Origin of the sequence: Rhabdaerophilum calidifontis (assembly GCF_008641065.1) — a bacterium.
Taxonomy (GTDB): Bacteria; Pseudomonadota; Alphaproteobacteria; order Rhizobiales; family Beijerinckiaceae; genus Rhabdaerophilum; species Rhabdaerophilum calidifontis.
In genome coordinates, this window is the sequence record NZ_VTRS01000001.1 from 878,596 (window position 1) to 898,114 (window position 19,519).

General features: G+C 69.4%; 18 protein-coding genes and 1 riboswitch. Of the genes, 9 read left to right on the top strand and 9 right to left on the bottom strand.

Annotated features, from left to right (window positions below; all coding sequences use genetic code 11):
- Window positions 1-73 precede the first annotated feature (73 nt).
- The 6 genes from FWJ24_RS04240 to FWJ24_RS04265 form a co-directional block, all read right to left on the bottom strand.
- Window positions 74-1,186 (bottom strand): TRAP transporter substrate-binding protein, encoded by a 1,113-nt coding sequence (locus FWJ24_RS04240; RefSeq protein WP_166443579.1) that lies wholly within the window; start codon window positions 1,184-1,186, stop codon window positions 74-76.
- On the bottom strand, window positions 1,146-1,940 hold the full coding sequence (gene thiD, locus FWJ24_RS04245) for a bifunctional hydroxymethylpyrimidine kinase/phosphomethylpyrimidine kinase (RefSeq protein ID WP_150286498.1): 795 nt from the start codon (window positions 1,938-1,940) through the stop codon (window positions 1,146-1,148). The genes FWJ24_RS04240 and thiD overlap by 41 nt, the downstream gene beginning before the upstream one ends.
- The gene (gene thiE / locus FWJ24_RS04250; protein WP_150286499.1) at window positions 1,937-2,608 is read right to left on the bottom strand and encodes a thiamine phosphate synthase; all 672 of its coding nucleotides are present in this window, start codon (window positions 2,606-2,608) and stop codon (window positions 1,937-1,939) included. Before thiE ends, thiD begins: the two co-directional genes overlap by 4 nt.
- Window positions 2,601-3,407, bottom strand: coding sequence for a hydroxyethylthiazole kinase (locus tag FWJ24_RS04255; RefSeq protein WP_150286500.1), 807 nt, complete (start codon window positions 3,405-3,407; stop codon window positions 2,601-2,603). Before FWJ24_RS04255 ends, thiE begins: the two co-directional genes overlap by 8 nt.
- Window positions 3,401-3,518: riboswitch (TPP riboswitch) on the bottom strand. It overlaps the preceding gene by 7 nt.
- Before the next feature lie 39 nt (window positions 3,519-3,557).
- The gene (locus tag FWJ24_RS04260; protein WP_150286501.1) at window positions 3,558-4,580 is read right to left on the bottom strand and encodes a DMT family transporter; all 1,023 of its coding nucleotides are present in this window, start codon (window positions 4,578-4,580) and stop codon (window positions 3,558-3,560) included.
- Between the two features lie 73 nt (window positions 4,581-4,653).
- The gene (locus tag FWJ24_RS04265) at window positions 4,654-5,628 is read right to left on the bottom strand and encodes a protein phosphatase CheZ (protein ID WP_150286502.1); all 975 of its coding nucleotides are present in this window, start codon (window positions 5,626-5,628) and stop codon (window positions 4,654-4,656) included.
- Window positions 5,629-5,793: 165 nt separating this feature from the next.
- Between FWJ24_RS04265 and FWJ24_RS04270 the strand changes: the two genes are divergently transcribed.
- From FWJ24_RS04270 to FWJ24_RS04285, 4 genes are all read left to right on the top strand, one after another.
- Window positions 5,794-6,927: an ABC transporter permease gene (locus tag FWJ24_RS04270; RefSeq protein WP_150286503.1), complete on the top strand. Its 1,134-nt coding sequence runs from the start codon at window positions 5,794-5,796 to the stop codon at window positions 6,925-6,927.
- A gap of 121 nt (window positions 6,928-7,048) precedes the next feature.
- A complete protein-coding gene (locus FWJ24_RS04275; RefSeq protein ID WP_246155541.1) occupies window positions 7,049-7,768 on the top strand; it encodes an ABC transporter ATP-binding protein in 720 nt (239 codons plus the stop codon).
- A gap of 14 nt (window positions 7,769-7,782) precedes the next feature.
- Entirely contained in the window at window positions 7,783-9,105 is a 1,323-nt protein-coding gene (locus FWJ24_RS04280) for an MlaD family protein (RefSeq protein ID WP_150286505.1), read from the top strand.
- Between the two features lie 27 nt (window positions 9,106-9,132).
- Window positions 9,133-9,747: an ABC-type transport auxiliary lipoprotein family protein gene (locus tag FWJ24_RS04285; protein ID WP_150286506.1), complete on the top strand. Its 615-nt coding sequence runs from the start codon at window positions 9,133-9,135 to the stop codon at window positions 9,745-9,747.
- 74 nt (window positions 9,748-9,821) lie between these two features.
- Here FWJ24_RS04285 and FWJ24_RS04290 read toward each other — a convergent pair whose 3' ends face one another.
- The gene (locus FWJ24_RS04290) at window positions 9,822-14,492 is read right to left on the bottom strand and encodes an apolipoprotein A-IV repeat region-like domain-containing protein (RefSeq protein WP_150286507.1); all 4,671 of its coding nucleotides are present in this window, start codon (window positions 14,490-14,492) and stop codon (window positions 9,822-9,824) included.
- 316 nt (window positions 14,493-14,808) lie between these two features.
- Between FWJ24_RS04290 and FWJ24_RS04295 the strand changes: the two genes are divergently transcribed.
- The 3 genes from FWJ24_RS04295 to FWJ24_RS04305 all read left to right on the top strand — a co-directional run bounded on the left by FWJ24_RS04295 (window position 14,809) and on the right by FWJ24_RS04305 (window position 16,407).
- Window positions 14,809-15,186 (top strand): Hpt domain-containing protein, encoded by a 378-nt coding sequence (locus FWJ24_RS04295; RefSeq protein WP_150286508.1) that lies wholly within the window; start codon window positions 14,809-14,811, stop codon window positions 15,184-15,186.
- Window positions 15,187-15,280: 94 nt separating this feature from the next.
- On the top strand, window positions 15,281-15,601 hold the full coding sequence (locus FWJ24_RS04300) for a 2Fe-2S iron-sulfur cluster-binding protein (RefSeq protein WP_150286509.1): 321 nt from the start codon (window positions 15,281-15,283) through the stop codon (window positions 15,599-15,601).
- Between the two features lie 83 nt (window positions 15,602-15,684).
- Entirely contained in the window at window positions 15,685-16,407 is a 723-nt protein-coding gene (locus FWJ24_RS04305) for a cytochrome c biogenesis CcdA family protein (protein ID WP_150286510.1), read from the top strand.
- Between the two features lie 27 nt (window positions 16,408-16,434).
- On the opposite strand, the gene FWJ24_RS04310 is transcribed toward FWJ24_RS04305, so the two are convergent.
- Window positions 16,435-17,664, bottom strand: a complete 1,230-nt coding sequence (locus FWJ24_RS04310; protein ID WP_150286511.1) for an MFS transporter — start codon at window positions 17,662-17,664, stop codon at window positions 16,435-16,437.
- 174 nt (window positions 17,665-17,838) lie between these two features.
- Here FWJ24_RS04310 and FWJ24_RS04315 point away from each other — a divergent pair, with 174 nt between their 5' ends.
- Window positions 17,839-18,273 (top strand): universal stress protein, encoded by a 435-nt coding sequence (locus FWJ24_RS04315; RefSeq protein WP_150286512.1) that lies wholly within the window; start codon window positions 17,839-17,841, stop codon window positions 18,271-18,273.
- 9 nt (window positions 18,274-18,282) lie between these two features.
- On the opposite strand, the gene FWJ24_RS04320 is transcribed toward FWJ24_RS04315, so the two are convergent.
- Window positions 18,283-18,861, bottom strand: coding sequence for a hypothetical protein (locus FWJ24_RS04320; protein WP_150286513.1), 579 nt, complete (start codon window positions 18,859-18,861; stop codon window positions 18,283-18,285).
- Between the two features lie 88 nt (window positions 18,862-18,949).
- On the opposite strand from FWJ24_RS04320, the gene FWJ24_RS04325 reads away from it, so the two are divergent.
- Window positions 18,950-19,477, top strand: a complete 528-nt coding sequence (locus tag FWJ24_RS04325) for a SixA phosphatase family protein (RefSeq protein ID WP_166443580.1) — start codon at window positions 18,950-18,952, stop codon at window positions 19,475-19,477.
- Window positions 19,478-19,519 lie beyond the last annotated feature (42 nt).

The window sequence follows — 19,519 nt, forward strand, 5'->3', positions numbered from 1 at the left end:
GTTCGGATGATCGAACCCTCTTTTGCCCCAGCGCGAAGGGCGAGGCAAGCGTTCGCGCATCATCCCCCGGCGCTCATTCCGGCTGGAGCGCGAGCTGCCCGGCGAGCGTGACGCGCCGCCAGGCTGCGTTGCGCGCGCGATGCGCCTCCAGCGAGGCGAGGATGCGGCCGCCGAGCGGGGAGCGCGCGGCGAGTTCGCGCAGGATCTCGTCGGCGGCGCGCCGGGCCGCGGCGAGAATGTCCGGCGGCAGGCGGCGCAATTGCACGCGGTGCTGGCCGACGAGTTCGAGCAGCGCGGCGGCGTTTTCCGCCTGCGCCTCGGCGAGCCCGCGCGCATGCGCCTCCAGCCCCACGGCCTCAAGGATCGCCCGGAACTCCTCCGGCAACGCCTCCCAGGCCGCAAGATGGATGATCGCTTCCGCCGTGCCGTTCGGCTTGTTGAAGCCCGGCGCGTAGTAATAGGGGGCGGTCTTGTGGAGGCCGAGCGGCAAATCGTTGACCGGCGAGAGGAATTCCACCGCGTCGATCGTGCCGGAGGAGAGCGAGATCAGCAGATCGCCCGGCGCGATGGCGAGCGGCACGGCGCCGAGCCGCGCCCAGACCTCGCTGCCGAGGCCGACCGCGCGGATCTTCAGGCCGCGCACCTGATCGAGCCCGGCGATCTCGCGCTTGAACCAGCCGGCCATGCAGGGGCCGGTATTGCCCGCGACGAGCGGCTTCACCCCGAAGCCGCGGTAGAGTTCGTCCCACAGCGCCTGGCCGCCGCCGCGTTCGAGCCAGGCTTGATGCTCGATCGGGTCGGGGCCGAAGGGGATCGTGGTGAAGAAGTTCGTGGCCGGGTTCTTGCCCGTCCAGTAGAGGCTTGCGGTGTGCCCCATCTCGACCGTTCCGGTCGACACGGCATCCATCACCTGGAGCGCGGGGACGATCTCCCCGGCGCCGAAGAGCTGGATCTCGAACCGCCCGCCGGACAATTCCCGCACGCGGCGGGCAATATGGGCGGCGGCCACGCCGGGGCCGGGCAGGTTCTTGGGCCAGGATGTCGCCATGCGCCAGCGGATCGGCGCCGCGGCATGGATCGCGGGTGCCGCAAGCGGCGCCGCAGCGAGGGCGAGGAGGGTCGAACGGCGCGTCGGGATCATCGGGTCACCACCAGGCATGGAAATGATGCGTCGGGCCGTGGCCATGGCCGATCCGCAGCCGGTCGGCCGCGGCGATCGCGGCATGGGTATAGGTCTTGGCGGCTTGCACCGCCTCCGGCAGCGGCATCCCCTTCGCCAGCCCCGCCGCGATGGCGGAGGAGAGGGTGCAGCCGGTGCCGTGGCTGTTGCGCGAGGGGATGCGCGGCGCGGCAAGGCGCGTGATGCCGGCCGGGGTCACGAGCAGGTCGAGCGCTTCCGGCCCGGTGCCGTGGCCGCCCTTCACCAGCACCGCCTTCGGCCCGCGCGCGAGCAGCGCCCGGCCCTGCGCCGCCATTGCGGCCTCATCCGTCGCGATCGGCTCGCCAAGCAGCCGCGCCGCCTCGGGCAGGTTCGGCGTTAGCACATCCGCGCGGGGCAGGAGGCGCGCGACGAGGGTGCCGATCGCGGCCTCGGTGAGCAGGGGATCGCCGCTCGCCGCGACCATCACCGGATCGAGCACCACCGGGCCGGAATAGGCCGCGAGCCCGGCGGCGACGGCTTCGATCGTCGCCGGAACCGAGAGCATCCCGATCTTGACCGCGTCCACTGCGAGATCGCCGAGCACGCTCGCCATCTGCGCGGCGACGAAATCGGCGGGCACATCGTGGATGCCCTGGACGCCGCGCGTGTTCTGGGCCGTCAGCGCCGTGATCACGCTCGCGCCGTAGACGCCGAGCGCCGAGAAGGTCTTGAGATCGGCCTGGATGCCGGCGCCGCCGCCGGAATCCGAGCCCGCGATGGTGAGCGCGATCGCGGTCATGTGCGGGCGCCCCGCGCCGCGAGGGCGGCGTCGATCCGCGCGCGGAAGGCGCGCGCCTCGGCCGCGACATCCGGGGCGAGATAGAGCGCGGCGATCAGCGCCACCCCGTCGGCACCGGCGGCGATGCAGGGGGCGGCAGTCTCGAGATCGATGCCGGCAATGGCGCCGACCGGCAGCCCCGAGGCGGAGGCCGCCTGCCGGAGCCGCGCCAGTCCTGCGAGGCCGAGCGGCGGATCGGGGTTGTCCTTCGAGCCGGTAACGAAGACGCCGCCGATGCAGCCGTAATCGACGAGGGCGGGGTCGAGCGCGGCGAGATCGCTCTCGTCCTTGATCGTCACGCCGATGATCGCGCGTGGGCCGAGCAGCCGCCTTGCATCCGCCGGCGCCATGTCCTCGCGGCCGAGATGCACGCCCGCGGCGCCCGCCGCGAGCGCGACATCGACCCGGTCGTTGACAAGGAGCGGCACCGCATCGCCGGCGGCGGCGCGGATGGCGCGGGCGCGCGCGACCATCGCGCGGGTTCCGGCCTGCTTGTCGCGATATTGCAGCAGGGTCACGCCGCCGGCGACCGAAGCGGCGGCGAGCGCGGCGAGATCGCGGCCGGCGAGACGGTCGCCGTCGAGAATGCCGTTGAGGCGGAAATCCACCGGCACGGGTCGGTCACGCATCCTGGGATCCTTCGGGTTGGAAAAGGTCAAGCCTGAGCCGCGATTCGATCGCGCCATCGTCGAGCGCGGCGAGCGCATCGAGCAGGCGCACGGCGAAGCTGCCGGGGCCGGGCGCGTCCTCGGCGGCGATCTCGGCGGCGATGGTGAGGATCGCGACGCCGGCGATCGCGGCGGCGAAGGGATCGGGCTCGACCGCGAGGCATCCGGCGAGGATCGCGCCGAGCAGGCAGCCGGTCGCGGTCACCTGGTCGAGGCGCGGCGTGCCGTTGGCAAGCTCTGCCATCCGCGCGCCGTGGCGCAACCGGTCGATCGCGCCGGTCACGAGCAGCGCGGTGCCCGGCGGGGTCAGCGGCGCGAAAACCGCAGCCTCGGCGGCGTTGACCTTGAGGATCGCCGGACCGGCCGCCAGAAGTTCCTCGGCCAGGGCTCGCCGGCGCGGCGAACGCTCGGCCTTGACCGGATCGACGAGGAAGGGGATGCCGCGTGCGCGCGCCGTCGCCGCCGCGCGCGGCAGGGATTCGAAGCGCTCGCGGTCGAGCATGCCGAGATTGAGCAGGACGGCGTCGCTCACCCCGACGAGATCGGCGATCTCCTCCGGATTGCTGGTCATCGAGGGCTGGAGACCGAGCGCCAGCATGCCGTTGGCGCTCAGCGGCTGCGCGACCGGGCTCGTGATGACATGGATGCGCTTGCGGCCCCCGCGCATCGCCGCGAGGATTGCGGCAATTCTGCGCGCGGCGTGAGGGCGATCATAAACGTGATGAAAAGAGGCGGCACCGGCCGCCAATTCGTCCGACATGGCTCCCGCTTCCCTCCGCCGGCATGACCCGGATCAGGTTCGATGGGTTGGCTCGCGCCTCTCAGCCCGCCTGCCGCTCGCGCGGCCGGCCGGGCACCCCAAGCTTGGCTGACGGAGAGGTAGCGCGTGCCGCGGGCTTTGGCAAGCCGGCTAGACGGCACGCTGCGAGGAGGCCTCGCTCTGCCTGGCACGATCGATGCCGAGCTGGCGCTCGCGCAGGATGACGAAGATGCCCGCTGCCGAGACGATCGCCGCGCCGATCAGGATCAGATCGTCCGGGATATCGGAGAACAGGAAATAGCCCCAGGCGATGGCGAAGATCATGCCGGTATAATCGAAGGGCGCGACGAGCGAAGCCGGCGCCCGGCGATAGCTCTCGGTGAGAAAGATCTGCCCGAACCCGCCCATGATCCCGGTCAGCACCAGCAGCAGCATTTCGCGCGCGCTCGGCGCCACCCAGGCCCATTTCGGATCGAACGCGCCGGCCAGCACCGAGATCATGCCGAAGGTGGTGGTCATCAGCGAGAAATAGGTGACGATGGCGGCCGTGGTCTCGGTATTGGTCAGCCGCCGTACCTCGATCATCGCGAAGGCGGCGCAGATCGCGCCGGCCAGCGAGAAGAAGGCGCCGCGCGCCCGGATGTCGCTGCCGGAGATCGACAGCGCATCGGCCGAGAGATGCGGCCAGAGCATCACGATCACGCCGCAGAAGCCGACCAGAACCGCCGTCCAGCGATAGAGGCGAACCACCTCGCCGAGCAGCAGCGCCGCCAGCACCACCGAGAAGAGCGGCGCGGCGAAGGAGATCGCGGTCGCATCCGGCAGCGGCAGGGTCGTCAGCCCCGCGAAGCCGAAGAACATGCCGAGCGAGCCGATCAGCCCGCGCTTGAGATGGCCGGCGCGATTGGTGGTGGCGAAGGCGGTGTTGAGCCGGCCGACCAGGGCGAGCCACACGAAAACCGGGATCAGTGCGAAGAAGGAGCGGCAGAACACCACCTGCCCGACCGGAAAGCCGGTATGGGATGCCGGGCTGGCGCCGAGGATCTTCACGATCGCCCCCATGCAGGAAAAGGCGAAGGCCGAGGCGAGCTTGAACAGGATGCCGATCAGCGGCCGCTGCGCGGGCAGGGCGTGCTCGATCTCGGATGCGGGAGGAGAATCAGGGGAGGACATCGGGCCGGCTGCGGTTGGCGAACCAGCATAGGCGGTTCAGGCGCGAGAACAACCGCCTTTTGCCTCCTGGTGATCAGCGGAAGGCGCGGATCTTCGCTTCCGTCGCGAGATCGTCATAGGGGCTCGGCGCGGGCGCTTCGGCGGCAGCGGGCGCCGCGATAGCGGGCGCAGCTGCTTCGGTCTTTTCCGCCTTCGCCTTGCGACGCCGGGGGGCAGGCGCGGGGTCGGGCACGGCCATCTCGGCGAGGTCGAGAAGCTCGGCGCCCACCATGGTCGGCTCGATCGCCTCGGCCGGGGTGAAGAACTCGAAGGCGTCGTCGATCTCGGCCTGCGGCGCCTCGCTCATCCAGATATCCGAAGCGCGCTGGGTCGGGGCCGGGACGGGTTCACCCATCTCCTCGATCATCTTCTCGTCGGCCTGGAAATCCTCGGCGAGGCCGGCGACCTCCAGCAGCGATTTCAGCCGTCCATCGAGGAAGCGCAAGGTTTCGACCACAGTGCGGATGCGCTGGGCGGTGAGATCCTGAAAGCCGCAGGCGGTGTAGATCTCGGTCGCGCAGCGGTCGAGAAGGTCGCATTCCTCCTCCTTGCCGTGGCGCTCGCGCATCTCCCAGGCGAATTCCTGGATGCGTTCGGCGGCGGAGAGGATCGACGATGTCGCCTGCTCGGTCGTCGCGACGACGGCGTCGAGTTCGTCCGAGGCCGAGACGAACTGCGTCTCGGCGACGCCGTCGGGGCGGATCGCGCGGATTTCGCGCTCCGTGCGCGCGATGGCGCGCGCCATGTCCATGATATCGAATTGCAGCCGCTCGAGCGGCAGGATCGCGGGATGCGTCGGCGCCGCGGCAGGCTCGCTGAGATTGCCGCGCGCGGCGAGCGAATGCTGGAGTTTCTCGATCGCCTGGAGGATCGTCACCGTCTCGGCATGGCGGTGGCGGCGGGCATATTCGGCGAGAAACCAGCGGCCGCGGCTCGTCTCCATCACGGCCGCCTCGATCATCTCGTAGGCATGCTCGTCATCGGAGGGTTTCATGATCAGCGATGACATGGAGGGGCCTTGCCGGATCCATTCTGGGCATTCCGCCGAACGCTGCCTGAAAACGGTTAACACCCTGTTATGATCGCGGCCGCAGCATCCCTTTCCAGCGCTTGCGGGCGCGCGCGCGAAGGTGCTAGCTGGCGCGGCGCAGCGAACGGCGCGGGTGGAGCGGCGATGGCGATACCGGCAGCGGCATGGCAGGGGGGCGAGCGCACAGGCGGACGTCTCGCCCTGACGGGCTCCTGGAACGCGGAGCACGCGGCCGCGCTCGAAGGCGTGGTGGCGGCGGCTTTGGCGAAATCCACGACCGCGGGACCTGTCGCGATCGAGTGCAGCGCGCTGGTCGGGTTCGACACGCTCGGCGCCTATCTCATCCACAAGCTGGCGACGGGGCTCGGTTCCGGCGGCCATCCGGTCGAGATTGTCGGATTGACGCCGGCGCAGCGGATCCTGCTCGACGAGGTTTCCGTCACGATCCGCCAGCCTGAGGCGCGGAGCGAGCTCGGCAACGCCTATCGCATCCTCTCCGATATCGGCGAGGGCGTCGTCGATGCCGGGCGCGATGTGGCCGGCGGCGTCAGCTTCTTCGGTTCCGTGGTGATCGCGCTCGGCCGGCTCTTCACGGGGCGGACGCGGCTGCGTTTTCCGGCGGTGGTTGCGCAGCTCGAACGGGTCGGGCTGCGCAGCGTCCCGATCATCGTGCTGATCTCGTTTCTGGTCGGCGCGATCATTTCCCAGCAATCGGTGTTCCAGCTCCGGCCCTATGGCACGGTGCAGTTCGTTGCGGACCTGATCGGCATCCTTTCCTTGCGTGAACTTGCGGTGCTGCTGACCTCGATCATGATCGCGGGCCGGTCCGGCTCCTCGTTCACGGCCGAACTCGGCTCGATGAAGATGCGCGAGGAGGTGGACGCGCTCGAAACCATGGGCATGGACCCGATCGAGGTTCTCGTACTGCCGCGGCTTCTGGCGCTGATCATCGCGATGCCGCTCCTCACCTTCCTCTCGGCGATGGCCTCGATCGGCGGCGGCGCGCTGGTGGCGATGGTCTATGGCGGGGTGAGCGCGGACGTTTTCTTCAGCCGCCTGCAGAACGCGATCGCGCTCAACACCTTTCTGGTCGGCATGATCAAGGCGCCGTTCATGGCGCTGGTCATCGGCATCACCGCCTGCATCGAGGGATTCGCGGTGCGCGGCAGCGCCGAATCGCTCGGCACCCACACCACGGCCTCGGTCGTGAAGTCGATCTTCATGGTGATCGTGGTCGACGGGCTGTTCGCGATGTTCTTCGCGGCGATCGATTATTGAGGCGCGGATGGCGGAGCGGAACGGCCATGACAGGGATGACGATCCGCCCGGCACGCGGCAGCCGGGCGGGACGATCATCGAGGTGCGCGACCTCGCGGTGGGGTTCGGCGAGCGGCTGATCATGGACGGGCTCGATCTCGACGTGCGGCGCGGCGAGATCCTCGGCGTGGTCGGCGCCTCGGGCACCGGCAAATCCGTGCTGCTCAGGACGATCATCGGCCTCATCCGTCAGCGCCGCGGCCAGATCCGCGTGTTCGGCCACGATATGGGCACGATCGGCGAGCGGCGCCGGCGCTTGATCGAACAGCGCTGGGGCATCCTGTTCCAGCACGGGGCGCTGTTCTCCTCGCTCACCGTCAAGCAGAACATCCAGTTCCCGATGCGGGAATATCTCAAGCTCTCGGAGCCGCTGCTCGACGAGATGGCCATGGTGAAGCTGCATCTCGTGGGGCTCAAGCCCGAGGCGGCGGAGCGCTATCCGTCCGAATTGTCGGGCGGCATGATCAAGCGCGCCGCGCTCGCGCGCGCGCTGGCGCTCGATCCGGAGATCGTGTTTCTCGACGAGCCGACCTCCGGCCTCGATCCGATTGGCGCGGCGGATTTCGACGAACTGATCGCCACGCTCCAGAAGACTTTGGGGCTCACGGTTTTCATGGTAACCCACGATCTCGACTCCCTCGCGGGGATCTGCGACCGGATCGCTGCGCTCGGTGACGGCAAGGTGCTCCACGAGGGGACGATCGACGAGATGAAACAGCAGCGCCATCCCTGGCTTCAGGCCTATTTCAACGGACCGCGGGCGCGGGCGAGCCATGTGCACACCCGAAGCCGGGGCGCGTAGAGGACGTCGAGAGCATGGAAAACCGCGCCAATTACGCCCTTGTCGGGGTTTTCACGCTCGCAGTGATCGCGGCGGCGTTCGGCTTCGTCTACTGGTTCAAGCGCAGCGCCGAGAACGGCGACCGCCAGGCCTTTCGGGTGGTGTTCACCGGCTCGGTCTCGGGCCTGTCGCGCGGTTCGGTCGTGCGGTTCAACGGCCTGCGCGTCGGCGAGGTGACGGCGATCGAGATCATGCGCTCCGACCCCGGAAAGGTGGTCGCGACCATCGAGGTCGAACGACACACGCCGATGAAGACCGATACGCGCGCGCGGCTCGAATCGCAGGGGCTCACCGGCGTTTCCTCCATCCAGCTCTCCGGCGGCACCGCCGATGCGCCCGATCTCGTCTCGCCCGATCCGGCTGGCCGGCCGGTGATCTTCGCCGACCGCTCCGATTACCAGGACATCCTCGAAACGGTGCAGCGGCTCTCCGGCAAGGTCGATTCCGTGCTGACCCGCGCCGACACCCTGCTCGCGCAGAGCGAAGGCTCGATCCTGTCCACGGTCAAGAATGTCGAGGCCTTCTCGCAGGCGCTCGCCGACAATTCCTCCGGCATCAACGCCTTCCTCGCCAATATCGGCGAGATGAGCCAGAAGGTCGGCAGCCTCTCGGGCCGCATCGAGCGCTTCGTCGACGAGGCGGAAGCGACCCTGCGGGCGATCGACAGCGCCGGGATCAACCGCGCGGTCAACAATGTCGCGGATTTCTCCGACGCGCTCGCGAAAAACCGCGCCAATATCGACGCGATGCTGAGCGATGCCGCGCAGCTCGCCAAGAGCCTCAATGCCAGCACCGGCCGGCTCGATTCCGCCCTCGACGAGATTGCCCGCGTCGCCCGCGCGCTTGACGATCGCAAGATCGCCGGCATCGTCGATGGCGGCCAGAAATTCGCCGAGACGCTCGGGCGCAACGCCGAGGCGCTCGACCGCTCCTTCCGCGACGTCTCCGACATCACCGCCAAGGTTAGCCAGGCGGCGAACCGGCTCGACAATGTGCTTGCCGGCGCGGAGAAATTCCTCGGCTCCGGGGATGATGGCCAGGCGCAGGGCATGATGGCCGAAATCTCCGAGACCGCGCGGGCGATCCGCACGCTCGCCGCCAATCTCGACAAGCGCACCGGCGAGATCACCGCCGGAATCAACCGCTTCACGGGGCCCGGCCTGCGCGACCTCGAGGCACTGGTGGCGGAAACGAAAAAGACGGTCGGCGATCTCGGCCGCACGGCGCGCTCGCTTGAGCGCAACCCGCAGCAATTGCTCTTCGGCGGCCGATCCAATATTCCCGAATATCGCAGGTGAATGGGGAGTTCGGGCTTGGGACCGGCCATGCGTGATCGTCGGAAGAAAGCGGCACCCCGGCGCCGCGGCATTGTCTGCGCGGGCTTCGCGCTCGGCCTCGCGGCCCTGCTCGGCGGCTGCGCCTCCGGCGCGGCGCCGACAACCTATGACCTCACCGCCCCGCGCGAGGCTCTCTCCGCCCGGCGGAGCGGGGCTTTGCTCGTCGTCGCCGAGCCGCAGACCCTCCAGGCTTTCGATTCGGACCGTGTCATCGTCCGCACCCGCGAGGGCGGCATCGCCGCGCTGCCGGAGATGCAATGGGCCGACCGGCTGCCGCGCCTGATCCAGACCCGGCTGATCCAGACCTTCGAGAATGCGAGCCGCATCACCGCGATCGGGCGGCCGGGAGACCGGCTGGTGCCGGCGGCGCAGCTCAATTCCGAGATCCGCACCTTCGCGCTCGACGAGCGCACCGGCGAGGCGGTGGTCGAGATCAGCGTCAAGATCGTCAACGATCGTTCGGGCCGCATCCTTGCCGGGCAGGTTTTCACGAGCCGCGTGCCGGCCGGTGCGGGCAGCGGCGCCGCGGTGCCGGCGGCGCTCGATCTCGCGACGCAGGCCCTGCTGCGCGACGTGGTGCGCTGGACTTCGGCGCGTATCTGAAGCAGTGAACGGGGCGGCCGGAAGCCGCCCAGTCCTGTCCCGTTATCATCGCGCCGTCTGGGGCCGAGCCCCGCTCAGTCGAACCGGCCGGCGGCGTGGGCGAGCATCGTGTAGACCTTGCCGGTCTCCGAGGTGAGATAGGTCCGCGCGATCATCGAATCGCGGTCATCGCCCGCCACCTCGGTCAGCAGCCGCTCGAACTGGCCGATATAGGCGTCCACGGTCTTGCGGAACTCGTCGTCGCGGCGGTAGCGGCGGCGGATATCGTCATAGGTCTCCTGCCCCTGGAGCGTGTAGAGCCGACGTGTGAAGACGTTGCGCTCGCCGCGACGGTATCGGTCCCACAATTCCACTGCCGCCTCGTGGTCGATCATCCGGGCAATGTCGACCGACAGCGAATCGAGCGATTCGATCCGGTTGGCGGAGGGCTGTTCCGCCGGCCGGCCGCGCCCGGCCGGGGGGAGGGGGCCGCTCGCATCCGAGGCCCGTTCGAGCAGGCCGCTGAGCCAGGAGGTGCCGCCGCCCGCCTGCTGGCGCGCGGCGGGTTGTGGCGCGGGCGTTGCCGGGCGCGCCGGGCGGGACGCGGGCTGCGGCGGCTCGAAGCGCGGTGCCGGTTCCGCCGCCGGCCGGAAGCTCGCCGCGCGGGCGGGCTCGGCCTCGGTGGCGCGGCGGGGCTGGGCGACATCGAGCGCCGGACCGGAGCGACCGATGATCTCGTTGAGCTCGTTCAGCGCCCGCATCTGGTCGGTGACCACGCGGCGCAGGTTCTGCGCCGCGTCGCGGGCCTCGCGCGGGATCTCGAGCCCGCCGGCGGCCAGCGTCTGGCGCGTGCTTTCCAGTTCGGAGAGCACCTCATGCGAGGCGCGGCGGAGCTGGTCGGCCGTGTTCGAGAACCCTTCCAGTGCGCGCTGGAACAGCGAGGTCATCTCGGCATTCGCCTGATCATAGGCCGCGCGCAGCGAGGCCGCAGTCCGCTCGCGCTCCTTGCCCGTCTCGATGCGAACGCGCTCGAACTGGGTGCCGATCGCGTTGGCGGCGTTTTCCGCGGTCTCGTGGACGAGGGCGCTGGTTTCGCGCGCCTTCGCCTCGGCGCTGCGCAATTGCTCGTCGACGAGCGCGGAGAAGGAGCGGAGCATCGATTCGATGTCCTCGACCCGGCCCTGGAGCGTGCCGGCGAGGCGCTCGAAGGCCTCCTGCCTTTCGCCGAGCAGACGGTTGACCTCGCCCTGCGTCGCCCCGAGCCGGGCCGCGAGATCGTGCAGCGCGGCGGTGCGGGTTTCGAGTTCCTTCGACATCGTGTCCGAATGCGAGAGCACGTCGCCGGAGGCGGCGCGGATCGCCTCGACCCGCTGGGCCAGCGTGTCCGAGCCCTCGCGCGAGGCGGAGATAATGGCGGCCAGGGTCGCCTCCAGCCCGCGGACACGCTCGCCCATCCGGCTTTCGACCTCGGCGAGGCTCTTGGAGGCCGAGCCGACAATGGCGTTGAGAAGCTGGTTGGCGTCGCCAAGCCGGCCGAGCAGCGCGGCCACCTCGTTGCGCAGCTTCTCGTTCGCCTCGACGAGATTGCCGAGTGAGGCAGCCGAGCCGGATTCGATGACGCTGTTGAGTTCGGTCAGCGCCGCGGTGACGCGCGCGGTGAGTTCGGCCGTCGAATCCTCAAGGCCCTGAACCATGGCGCGGCCGCGTGAATCGAGCGCGGCGAGGAAATTCGCGCCGCGGGTATCGAAGACCTGGGCGATCTCGTCGGTTTTCGCGGCAAGCCCGGTCGAGAGCGCCTCGGCCTTCGCCATCAGCTCGCCGCCGACCTCGCGGCTCATGCTGATCAGGCTGCGCTCGACCTTGGTTGCGCGCAGCGTCAGCGCCTCGCCGGTCTGGTCGAGGCGGTTGCCGATCTTGGCCACGGCTTCCTCGGCCTTGGCATCGAGCGCGGCGACATGCTGGGAGAGCGGCTCAACCACCTTCGCGGCGAAGTTCTGGACGCGGGATTCGAGCGCGCCGAGCAATTCCTTGCCGCTGTCGCCGACGACCCGCGAGAATTCCAGCGTGCGCAGCGCCACCGTGTCGCCGAGCGTCTTGGCGCGGCTGTCGAGCCCGGTCTCGATGCGGTTGAGCAGGCTTTCGAGCGTGGCCGTGACCTCGCCGGTGCGCTGCTGGAGCGTCTCGGTGAGGGCGGCGGAGCGGGTGACGACCGTCTCTTCCAGCGAATCCGACTTGCCGACGAAGACACGCTCGAAATTCTCGAACTTCTCGGTCAGGCCGGCGGTGCGCTCGGTCACGGTTTCGGAGAGCTTCAGCGCATTGGCGGCCAGCGCGTCATTGACGCGCGCGCCATGGGCGCTGATCGCCTGCACGACCTCGCGGCCGGAATGGGCGAGCTTCTCGGTCGCGGCGCCGGCCTGATCCATCAGCGCCGCGCCGAGCGCGTCGATCTCGTCCTTGAGCCCGGCGCTGGCGGCGCGGGTCTGCTCGGCGATCAGCATGCCGAGGCTTTCGCCCGCGATGCCGAACGCCTCGTTGGCCTGCGCGATCCGGGTCGAAATGAGATCGGCGAGGGAGAGGCCGCGCTCGGCGAGATGCGCCTCGAGCACCTCGGTCTGGTTGCGCAGCGTCTGCTCGATCGTCGTCACGGTGCGTTCGAGGCCGGCGGCGAGCAGGTCGCCATGGCCGCTGAACAGGGCTTCGAGCCGCCCTGTGCCGCCTTCGAGATGCCGCTCGACGAGGTCCGCCTTCTGCTGCAGCGTCTCGCCGAGGATGTCGGTGGCGCCGGTGAGGCTGCGGGACAGCGCATCGGCCTGCGCGGTGAGGAGATCGGCGAGGCGGGCGGTGCCGGAATCGAGATTGGTCTCGATCAGCCCGGCGCTGGCCCGCAGGGTATTCTCCAGCGCTCCGGCCTGGGTGACGATGCGCTCGGCGAGTTCCGCGCCCTTGGCGGTGATCTCCTCGGCGATGCGGCCGCCGCGCTCCTCGATCAGGCGACTGGTTTCGAGGCCGCGGGCTTCCATCGCCTCGATCAGGTCGCTCGAGGTCGAGCGCATGGCGTCGTTGATCTCGATCGCGCGGGCGCCGACCGCTTCCATGATCGAGCGGCCGTTCTCGGCGAAGGCGGCATTGACGACCGAAGCCGTCTCGTCGAACTCGGCCTTGAGCGTCTGGCCGGCCTCGCGGAACGCTGCGGTCGAGGCTTCGAGGCTGCCGGAAATGGCGCTCGAGGCTTCCGCCGCCACGCTCTCGAAGCGGCGCGTCGCCTCGTCGGCCGCGAGCGCGAAGGCGTCGCTTGCGCCGGCGCCGGCATCGGCGAGGCGGCGGATCGTGTCCTCGCCGGTATCGCGCAGCGCCATGGTGGTGGCGTGGGTCGTGTCCTGGAGCGTGCGCGTCGTGGTCTCGGCGAGATCGCCGAGGGTGCGGATCGTGAGATCGCTGGCCTCCTGGAACCGGCCGACCAGGGTCGAACTCGCACCTTCGAGCGCCTCGGCGGCGCGCGCGCTGGCCGCTTCGATGGCCTCGGCCGTAAAGCGGCCATTGGCGGCGATGCCCTCGATCGTCTCGCGGCCGACGCCGGAGAGACGCTCGGCGAGGTCCTTGCTGCGCAGGTCGATCAATTCCGCGAGATGGGCGGCGGTGCGGTCAAGTGTTGCGACCATCTCGTCCTGCTTGCCGCCGATCAGGAAGCTTACCCGGCCGCCGGCATCGTCGATGGCCGAGGAGATTGACGAGGAGGCCTTGCCGATATCGGCGGAGAAGCCCTGATGGGCGGCCTCGATCGTCTGGCGGATGCGCTCGGCGGTCGCCATGATCGCCTCGCGCTCGGCGGCGAGTTCGGTCACGAGGCCGCGCATCTTGTATTCGTTGTCGGCATAGGAGCGTTCGAGCGCCGCGACCTCGCCATGGACGAGGCTTTCAAGTTCGCTTGCGCGGGCCACCGCCCGTTCGATTCCGTCCCCGATCGAGGACACTTCTCGGCGCACCGCCTGGCCGAGGGTGAACACGGTTTCGGAGCCCGCGACCTCGGGCTCGGCGAGGCGCGCGGCGACCTCTGCCATCACCCGCGCGGTGTTGCGCATCTCGCGCGAACGACGCTGGAGCGCCGCCATCGAATAGAAGAACATTACCGGCGCGACGAGCGCCAGCACGGCCAGCAGCGCATTGCCCTCGCCGCCGGCTCGCAAGCTCCCCTCCGGATCGAGCAGCAGCCCGCCCGGCCGCGAGAACACGAACGCGCCCGCCGCGAGCCAGAGCGCGGAGAGGATCGTCGCGAACAGGAACGGCCCGTTGGAAGCCGGGGCGGCAAGCGGAGCGAGAAGATCCGCGACGCTCGCGCGCGTGTCGTCGTTCGCCGGCAGGACTGGCGTGCGGGCAGGGCGCGGCGGCTCGGGCTGGCGCGGGGGCTCGACTGGCCGTTCGGCGGCCGGCGCGGGATCGGGGCGCTTCCGGGCATTCTGCGGCGGCAGCGGCGGAACCGCCGGCGCGGAGGGGGGCGTCGTCGTGGCGGTCGGCGCCGGGCCGCGCTCGGCCGTAAGCCCCGCGCCGGGGCGCGGTTCGGCGGAGGCCGGCTTGAAGATGTCGATATCCTCGACGCGCGGCAGGCGCGGCTCGGGGCTCTCGCTCCGGCTCGCCTCGCCCTTGCCGGCGGCAGGCTTGGCGGCGCCGGCTTGCGGGGCGGGGGGCGGATCCGACATTCCGAGTGCTTCCTCGATCGCCGACAATGCGGCTTCCGAAGGATCCTTGCCCTTTTTCTGCGTGGCCATACGCCTCACCCTCACGGTCGCCAGGGAGGAGCGGCTGGCCGTCGCCAGCCGCGGCACCCGCCCCGGCGCATCATGCGCATGCCGGCGCCCCGATCGGACGGCCGACAACCCGATAGCAGTTTACTTTTGCATGTCCGGATCGAAAACAGAAACTGTTAACGATTTCGAATCGTCGTTAACGCCGTGGCGACCTTAACCGCAAGGATCGCTGCCGATTCCGGCGCCGGATCCGCGCGCTTGGCGCGGCATTAACCCGGTTCTGCCATTGTGGGTGGCATGAAAGGCCCGGCGGCGCCGGGCGCACAAGGATCCGCGCATGTTCCTCTCCGATACGCCCGGCGGCGACGGGGCTCCCGCCTCTTTTGAACGACCGATCGATCTCGTCCATCTCTCGCGCCAGACGCTCGGCGACCGCGCGCTGGAGGTGGAGATCCTCAATCTCTTCGTCGTCCAGGCGCGGGCGCTCGTCGAGCGCCTCGACGCCGCGGCCGAGCCCGGCGCGCGCGGCGATCTCGCGCATACGCTCAAGGGATCGGCACGGGCGATCGGCGCCTTCCGCGTCGCGGCGGCGGCGGAAGCCTGCGAGGCGGCCTGCGCCGCGGGCGAGGCCGAATGGCGCCGGGCTTTCGGCCGGCTCGCCCGCGCGGTCGGCGAGGCGAACGGCGCGATCGCCGATCTCCGCCAAGCGGCATGAGGGCGCGCGGTTTCGCCGCCCCGATGCGATTTTCTCTCGCCAAGTCGCGGTTCGGGCATTAAGCCGCGCCGTTATCGACGATCCGGAGCGGGGCATGGCGACGATCACCTTCATCGAGCATAACGGAACCGAGCGCGCGGTCGAGGCCGAGACGGGCGCGACGGTCATGGAAGCGGCGATCCGTAACGGCGTGCCCGGCATCGAGGCCGAATGCGGCGGGGCCTGCGCCTGCGCGACCTGCCATGTCTATGTCGCGGAGGAATGGATGGCCGCTGTCGGCCAGCCGGCGCCGATGGAAGAGGACATGCTGGATTTCGCCTTCGATGTCCGGCCGAATTCGCGGCTTTCCTGCCAGATCAAGGTTTCCGACGCGCTCGACGGGCTGCGTGTCCACACGCCCGTGCGCCAGGCCTGAGCGCCGCGTTGACGCAGCCGTGACTTGCGGGTGAGCCGGCTTCGCGGCCTGATCGATTCCCTGAAGGCTTCGCGGGGGCGATCATGCAGACCTATTTCCTTTCGATGCTCGCCGGGGCGCTGACCACGCTCAATCCCTGCGTGCTGCCGATGATTCCCTTCGTGCTCGCCACGGCGCTGCGCGCCGGGCGCTGGGGTCCGCTCGCGCTGATGGCCGGCATGAGCGTGACCTTCACCCTGTTCGGCACGCTCGTCGCGGCGCTCGGCCCGGCGGTCGGGCTCTCCACGGATGTCATCCGCACCGCCGGTGCGCTCGTGATGCTGGTGATCGGCGCGCTGATGCTGGTCCCGCAATCCCAGGCCGTCTTCGTGGCCGGGCTCGGCCCGCTCGCCGATCGCGCCTCGGGCACGCTGGATCGGCTGGCCCTTGGCGGCAATGGCGGCCAGTTCGTCACCGGCCTTCTGCTCGGCGCGGTATGGTCGCCTTGCGCGGGACCGAGCCTGTTCGCCGCGATCGGGCTCGCGGCGCAGACCGGAACAGTCGCGCAAGCCGCGCTCGCGATGGCCTTCTTCTCGTTCGGCGCGGCGGCGGTGATGCTCGCCCTCGCCTATGGCACCCGCGAAGCGCTCGGCCGGCGCAAGGCGGCGCTGATGGCGATCGCGGAATCCGGCAGGGGCAAGCTCGTCTTCGCCGCAATCTTCATCGCGATGGGGCTGATGATCCTCCTCGGCATCGACAAGGCGATCGAGGCGGCGATCGTCGCCATCATGCCCGACTGGCTCGTCGATTTCACGACGCGGTTCTGAGCCTACGGCTCGGCCGCGCGGCGCGCATCATTCCGCCGCGGCGGGGCTCGGATTGCGGACCAGAACGGTTTCGTTCCCCGGTCCCGGATGACGCGGCACGAGGAAGGAGAGCGCGAGCGAGGTCGTCGCGATTGCCGCGCCAAGCATGAAGACGAAACTCGGGTTCTTGAGCCAGAGCAGGCCGAAGGTCACCGGGATGACCACGGCGGCGATGTGGTTGATGGTGAAGGCGCAAGCGGCGGTGGGCGCCATGTCGGCGGGATCACCGATCTTCTGGATATAGGTCTTCTGCGCGAGGACGAGGATCGAGAACACGCCGTCCGCCACATAGAGCCCCGCTGCAACCCAGCCATTGGTGACGAAGGCATAGCCGAGGAAGATCAGGATCAGCGAGATGTTCTCGAACGCGATCGTGCGGCGTTCGCCCCAGCGCCCGACCAGCGCGCCGAGGCGCGGCGCGGCATAGGTGTTGAGCGCGGCGGTCGCGAGCATCAGCAACGCGATATCCGGCACCTTGAAGCCGAATTTCTCGACGAGCAGGAATCCGGCAAAGGCGGAGAAGATCTGCCGGCGCGCGCCGTTCATGAAGGTCAGGGCGTAATAGAGCCAGTAGCGCGGGCGGATGACGATCGTCTTGACCTGCGCCACCGTGCCGTCGAAGCGCGCGAAGAAGACGAAGGCGGCGAGCGTCAGCACGATGCAGGCCAGGCCGATGATCGCGAACAGCGTGCCGTAATCGGTCAGACCGCTCCACCACAGCAGCGCGATCCCGGAATAGACGAGGAACTGCGCCGCGGCATTGGCGCTCGCCACCCGGCCGAGCAGGCGCGGCGCTTCCTTCTTCGGGAAGAGCTGCAGCGAGAGCGACTGGTTGACGGTCTCGAAATAATGAAACCCGACCGACATGATGAAGGTGGTGACGAGAAGCCCGGTCAGGCTCGGGAAATAGCCGGTGATCGCGAGCCCGCCGCCGAGCACGATCAGCGCCAGATAGCCGAAGGTCTGCTCGCGCAGCACCAGGAAGAAATAGATCGCCGTGAAGGCGAGGAAGCCGGGGATTTCCCGCACCGTCTGCGCGAGGCCGATATCGGCGCCGGTGAAGCCGGCCGCCTCCTTGGCGAAATTGTTGAACAGCGTCGTCCAGCCGGCGAAGCCGAGGAAATTGACGAAGGACATCGCCATCAGGAAATAGACCGGTTCCGAGCGGATCCGGGAGAGCAGCGGCGCGCCGGTGGCCGGCGGGGGAGTAACGGGCATCGGGACGCTTTCGCAAGGGAAAGCGCATCCTTCCCGCGCGCATCCGCCGGCGTCAAACGGAAAATGGCGGCGGTATTCCGCGGCCGGCTTGATCTTGAGCAAGGTTTCCGGGCGCGCGCCGGCCTAGTATCATGACGTGAGCCGCGAGGCGGCGAGAGAGCGAAAGGACGTCCGATGTTCAAGAAGCTTCTGGTTCCGGTCGATCTCAGCGACATGAAGCTGTCGAAGGTCGCGCTCGACAAGGCGAGGGCGCTTGCCGAGAGCTGGGGCGCCGAATTGCGGCTCGTCAACGTGATGCCGATCGTGCCCTCGACCTATCTCGAATATGTTCCCGTCGGCTTCGAGGCCGGCGAGAAGGCGCGCGTCGAGGCGGAGATGCAGGCGATCGCTGACGGGCTCGGCCTGCCCGCCGGCCGGGCGACGATCGCCGTGCGCTCAGGCGGCGTCTATCACGAGGTTCTGGCCGAGGCCGAGGCGAGCAAGGCCGATCTCATCGTCTGCGGCTCGCATTGGCCGACGCTCGCCACCTATCTGATCGGCAGCCACGCGACGAATATCGTCCGGCACGCCAATTGCTCTGTGCTCGTCGTCCGGGGCGAGGGATCCTGAGGCTTCGCCTCAGGGCGCGGGCAGCACACCCTCGGGTGGAACCTCGGGGGTGAAGCTCCGGGGGCGGTTGCGGATCAGGAAATCCCGCAGCCAGAACCCGAGATAGGCGGCGAGGCCGATCGCGAACAGCATCACCAGCGCCGAGCCCTTGCCCGCCGCGATCACGGCGGCGGCGATGAGCGCGAGCACCAGCCCGGCGCCGAAGACCAGCATCAGCCGGTGGCGGAGGCGCGTCACCCCCGCTTCCAGCCGGGTCGCCGGGTTCGCAGCCCGGGCGCGTGCGGCGAGCGCCAGAACGAAGGCGCGGAAATCGCGGTCGAGCCGTTCGGTCTCGATCAGCGATTTCCACGAGAGATTGTCGAACCGGACGCTGCGCCCGTCGGCGGCCCTGACCTCGCAGGTGAAGGCGAGGCGCGCGGTGTTGCGTGGCGTGAAGGCGAGGCGGATGCGCTCGATCCGGTCGAGCGCGAAGACCTGGCGCGAGCGGCCGCGCTCGGCGATGAGGCTCCCGGTATCGAGGGTGAGCTGCGTTTCCGCCGAATAGGGCTTGCCCCGATGGGCATAGGCGAGGGGCTCGGGGTCTGGCATCCGCGTCATCCAGGCTGCGATGGCGCTTCCTTGCATGTTCGCGCGCCCCGCGTCAAAGAAGCGGCGAAGATCGCGCGAGGGGGATCGCATGCGGCGGCTGTTTCTGCTCCGGCACGGCAAATCGGCATGGCCGGACAGCGTTCCCGATCATGCCCGGCCGCTCGCGCCGCGCGGCGAGGCCGCGGTGCCGCTGGTCGCGCGGCGGCTGGCCGCGATCGCCGGGCGGATCGATCATGTGCTGGTCTCGGATTCAAGGCGCACCCGCGAGACCTTCGCCCGGCTGGAGGGGAGTTTCCCCGGTCTTGCGATGCATCTGGAGCCGCGCATCTACGAGGCGCGGCCCTCGGTGCTGATCGACGTGATCCGCACCCTGCCGGATCGGGCCAAGCAGGTGCTGATGATCGGCCATAACCCCGGCATGCAATCGGTTGCACTCCATCTCGCGGAGCCGGGGCGATCCGATGCCGATGCCCTGGCGCGGCTTGAGCGCAAGTTCCCCACCGCGGGGCTGGCCGTTCTCGAATTCGAGGGCGACTGGGCCGCCGCCGACCGCGATGGCGCGCGCCTTTCGGCCTTCATCACCCCGGCGATGCTGGGCGGCACCGACGAGGATTGATCGGGCGCGGATTGACCGGACCGCTTGCAAGTTCGGGCAGCG

What these genes read in the sequence shown, in the direction of transcription:
- FWJ24_RS04310 (WP_150286511.1), bottom strand. Translation starts at nt 17,664, where the DNA reads ATGCCCGTTACTCCCCCGCCGGCCACCGGCGCGCCGCTGCTCTCCCGG.
- FWJ24_RS04255 (WP_150286500.1), bottom strand. Translation starts at nt 3,407, where the DNA reads ATGTCGGACGAATTGGCGGCCGGTGCCGCCTCTTTTCATCACGTTTAT.
- FWJ24_RS04270 (WP_150286503.1), top strand. Translation starts at nt 5,794, where the DNA reads ATGGCGATACCGGCAGCGGCATGGCAGGGGGGCGAGCGCACAGGCGGA.
- FWJ24_RS04260 (WP_150286501.1), bottom strand. Translation starts at nt 4,580, where the DNA reads ATGTCCTCCCCTGATTCTCCTCCCGCATCCGAGATCGAGCACGCCCTG.
- FWJ24_RS04295 (WP_150286508.1), top strand. Translation starts at nt 14,809, where the DNA reads ATGTTCCTCTCCGATACGCCCGGCGGCGACGGGGCTCCCGCCTCTTTT.
- FWJ24_RS04320 (WP_150286513.1), bottom strand. Translation starts at nt 18,861, where the DNA reads ATGCCAGACCCCGAGCCCCTCGCCTATGCCCATCGGGGCAAGCCCTAT.
- FWJ24_RS04280 (WP_150286505.1), top strand. Translation starts at nt 7,783, where the DNA reads ATGGAAAACCGCGCCAATTACGCCCTTGTCGGGGTTTTCACGCTCGCA.
- FWJ24_RS04325 (WP_166443580.1), top strand. Translation starts at nt 18,950, where the DNA reads ATGCGGCGGCTGTTTCTGCTCCGGCACGGCAAATCGGCATGGCCGGAC.
- FWJ24_RS04265 (WP_150286502.1), bottom strand. Translation starts at nt 5,628, where the DNA reads ATGTCATCGCTGATCATGAAACCCTCCGATGACGAGCATGCCTACGAG.
- FWJ24_RS04275 (WP_246155541.1), top strand. Translation starts at nt 7,049, where the DNA reads ATGGACGGGCTCGATCTCGACGTGCGGCGCGGCGAGATCCTCGGCGTG.
- FWJ24_RS04305 (WP_150286510.1), top strand. Translation starts at nt 15,685, where the DNA reads ATGCAGACCTATTTCCTTTCGATGCTCGCCGGGGCGCTGACCACGCTC.
- thiD (WP_150286498.1), bottom strand. Translation starts at nt 1,940, where the DNA reads ATGACCGCGATCGCGCTCACCATCGCGGGCTCGGATTCCGGCGGCGGC.
- FWJ24_RS04290 (WP_150286507.1), bottom strand. Translation starts at nt 14,492, where the DNA reads ATGGCCACGCAGAAAAAGGGCAAGGATCCTTCGGAAGCCGCATTGTCG.
- FWJ24_RS04315 (WP_150286512.1), top strand. Translation starts at nt 17,839, where the DNA reads ATGTTCAAGAAGCTTCTGGTTCCGGTCGATCTCAGCGACATGAAGCTG.
- FWJ24_RS04285 (WP_150286506.1), top strand. Translation starts at nt 9,133, where the DNA reads ATGCGTGATCGTCGGAAGAAAGCGGCACCCCGGCGCCGCGGCATTGTC.
- FWJ24_RS04300 (WP_150286509.1), top strand. Translation starts at nt 15,281, where the DNA reads ATGGCGACGATCACCTTCATCGAGCATAACGGAACCGAGCGCGCGGTC.
- FWJ24_RS04240 (WP_166443579.1), bottom strand. Translation starts at nt 1,186, where the DNA reads ATGGCCACGGCCCGACGCATCATTTCCATGCCTGGTGGTGACCCGATG.
- thiE (WP_150286499.1), bottom strand. Translation starts at nt 2,608, where the DNA reads ATGCGTGACCGACCCGTGCCGGTGGATTTCCGCCTCAACGGCATTCTC.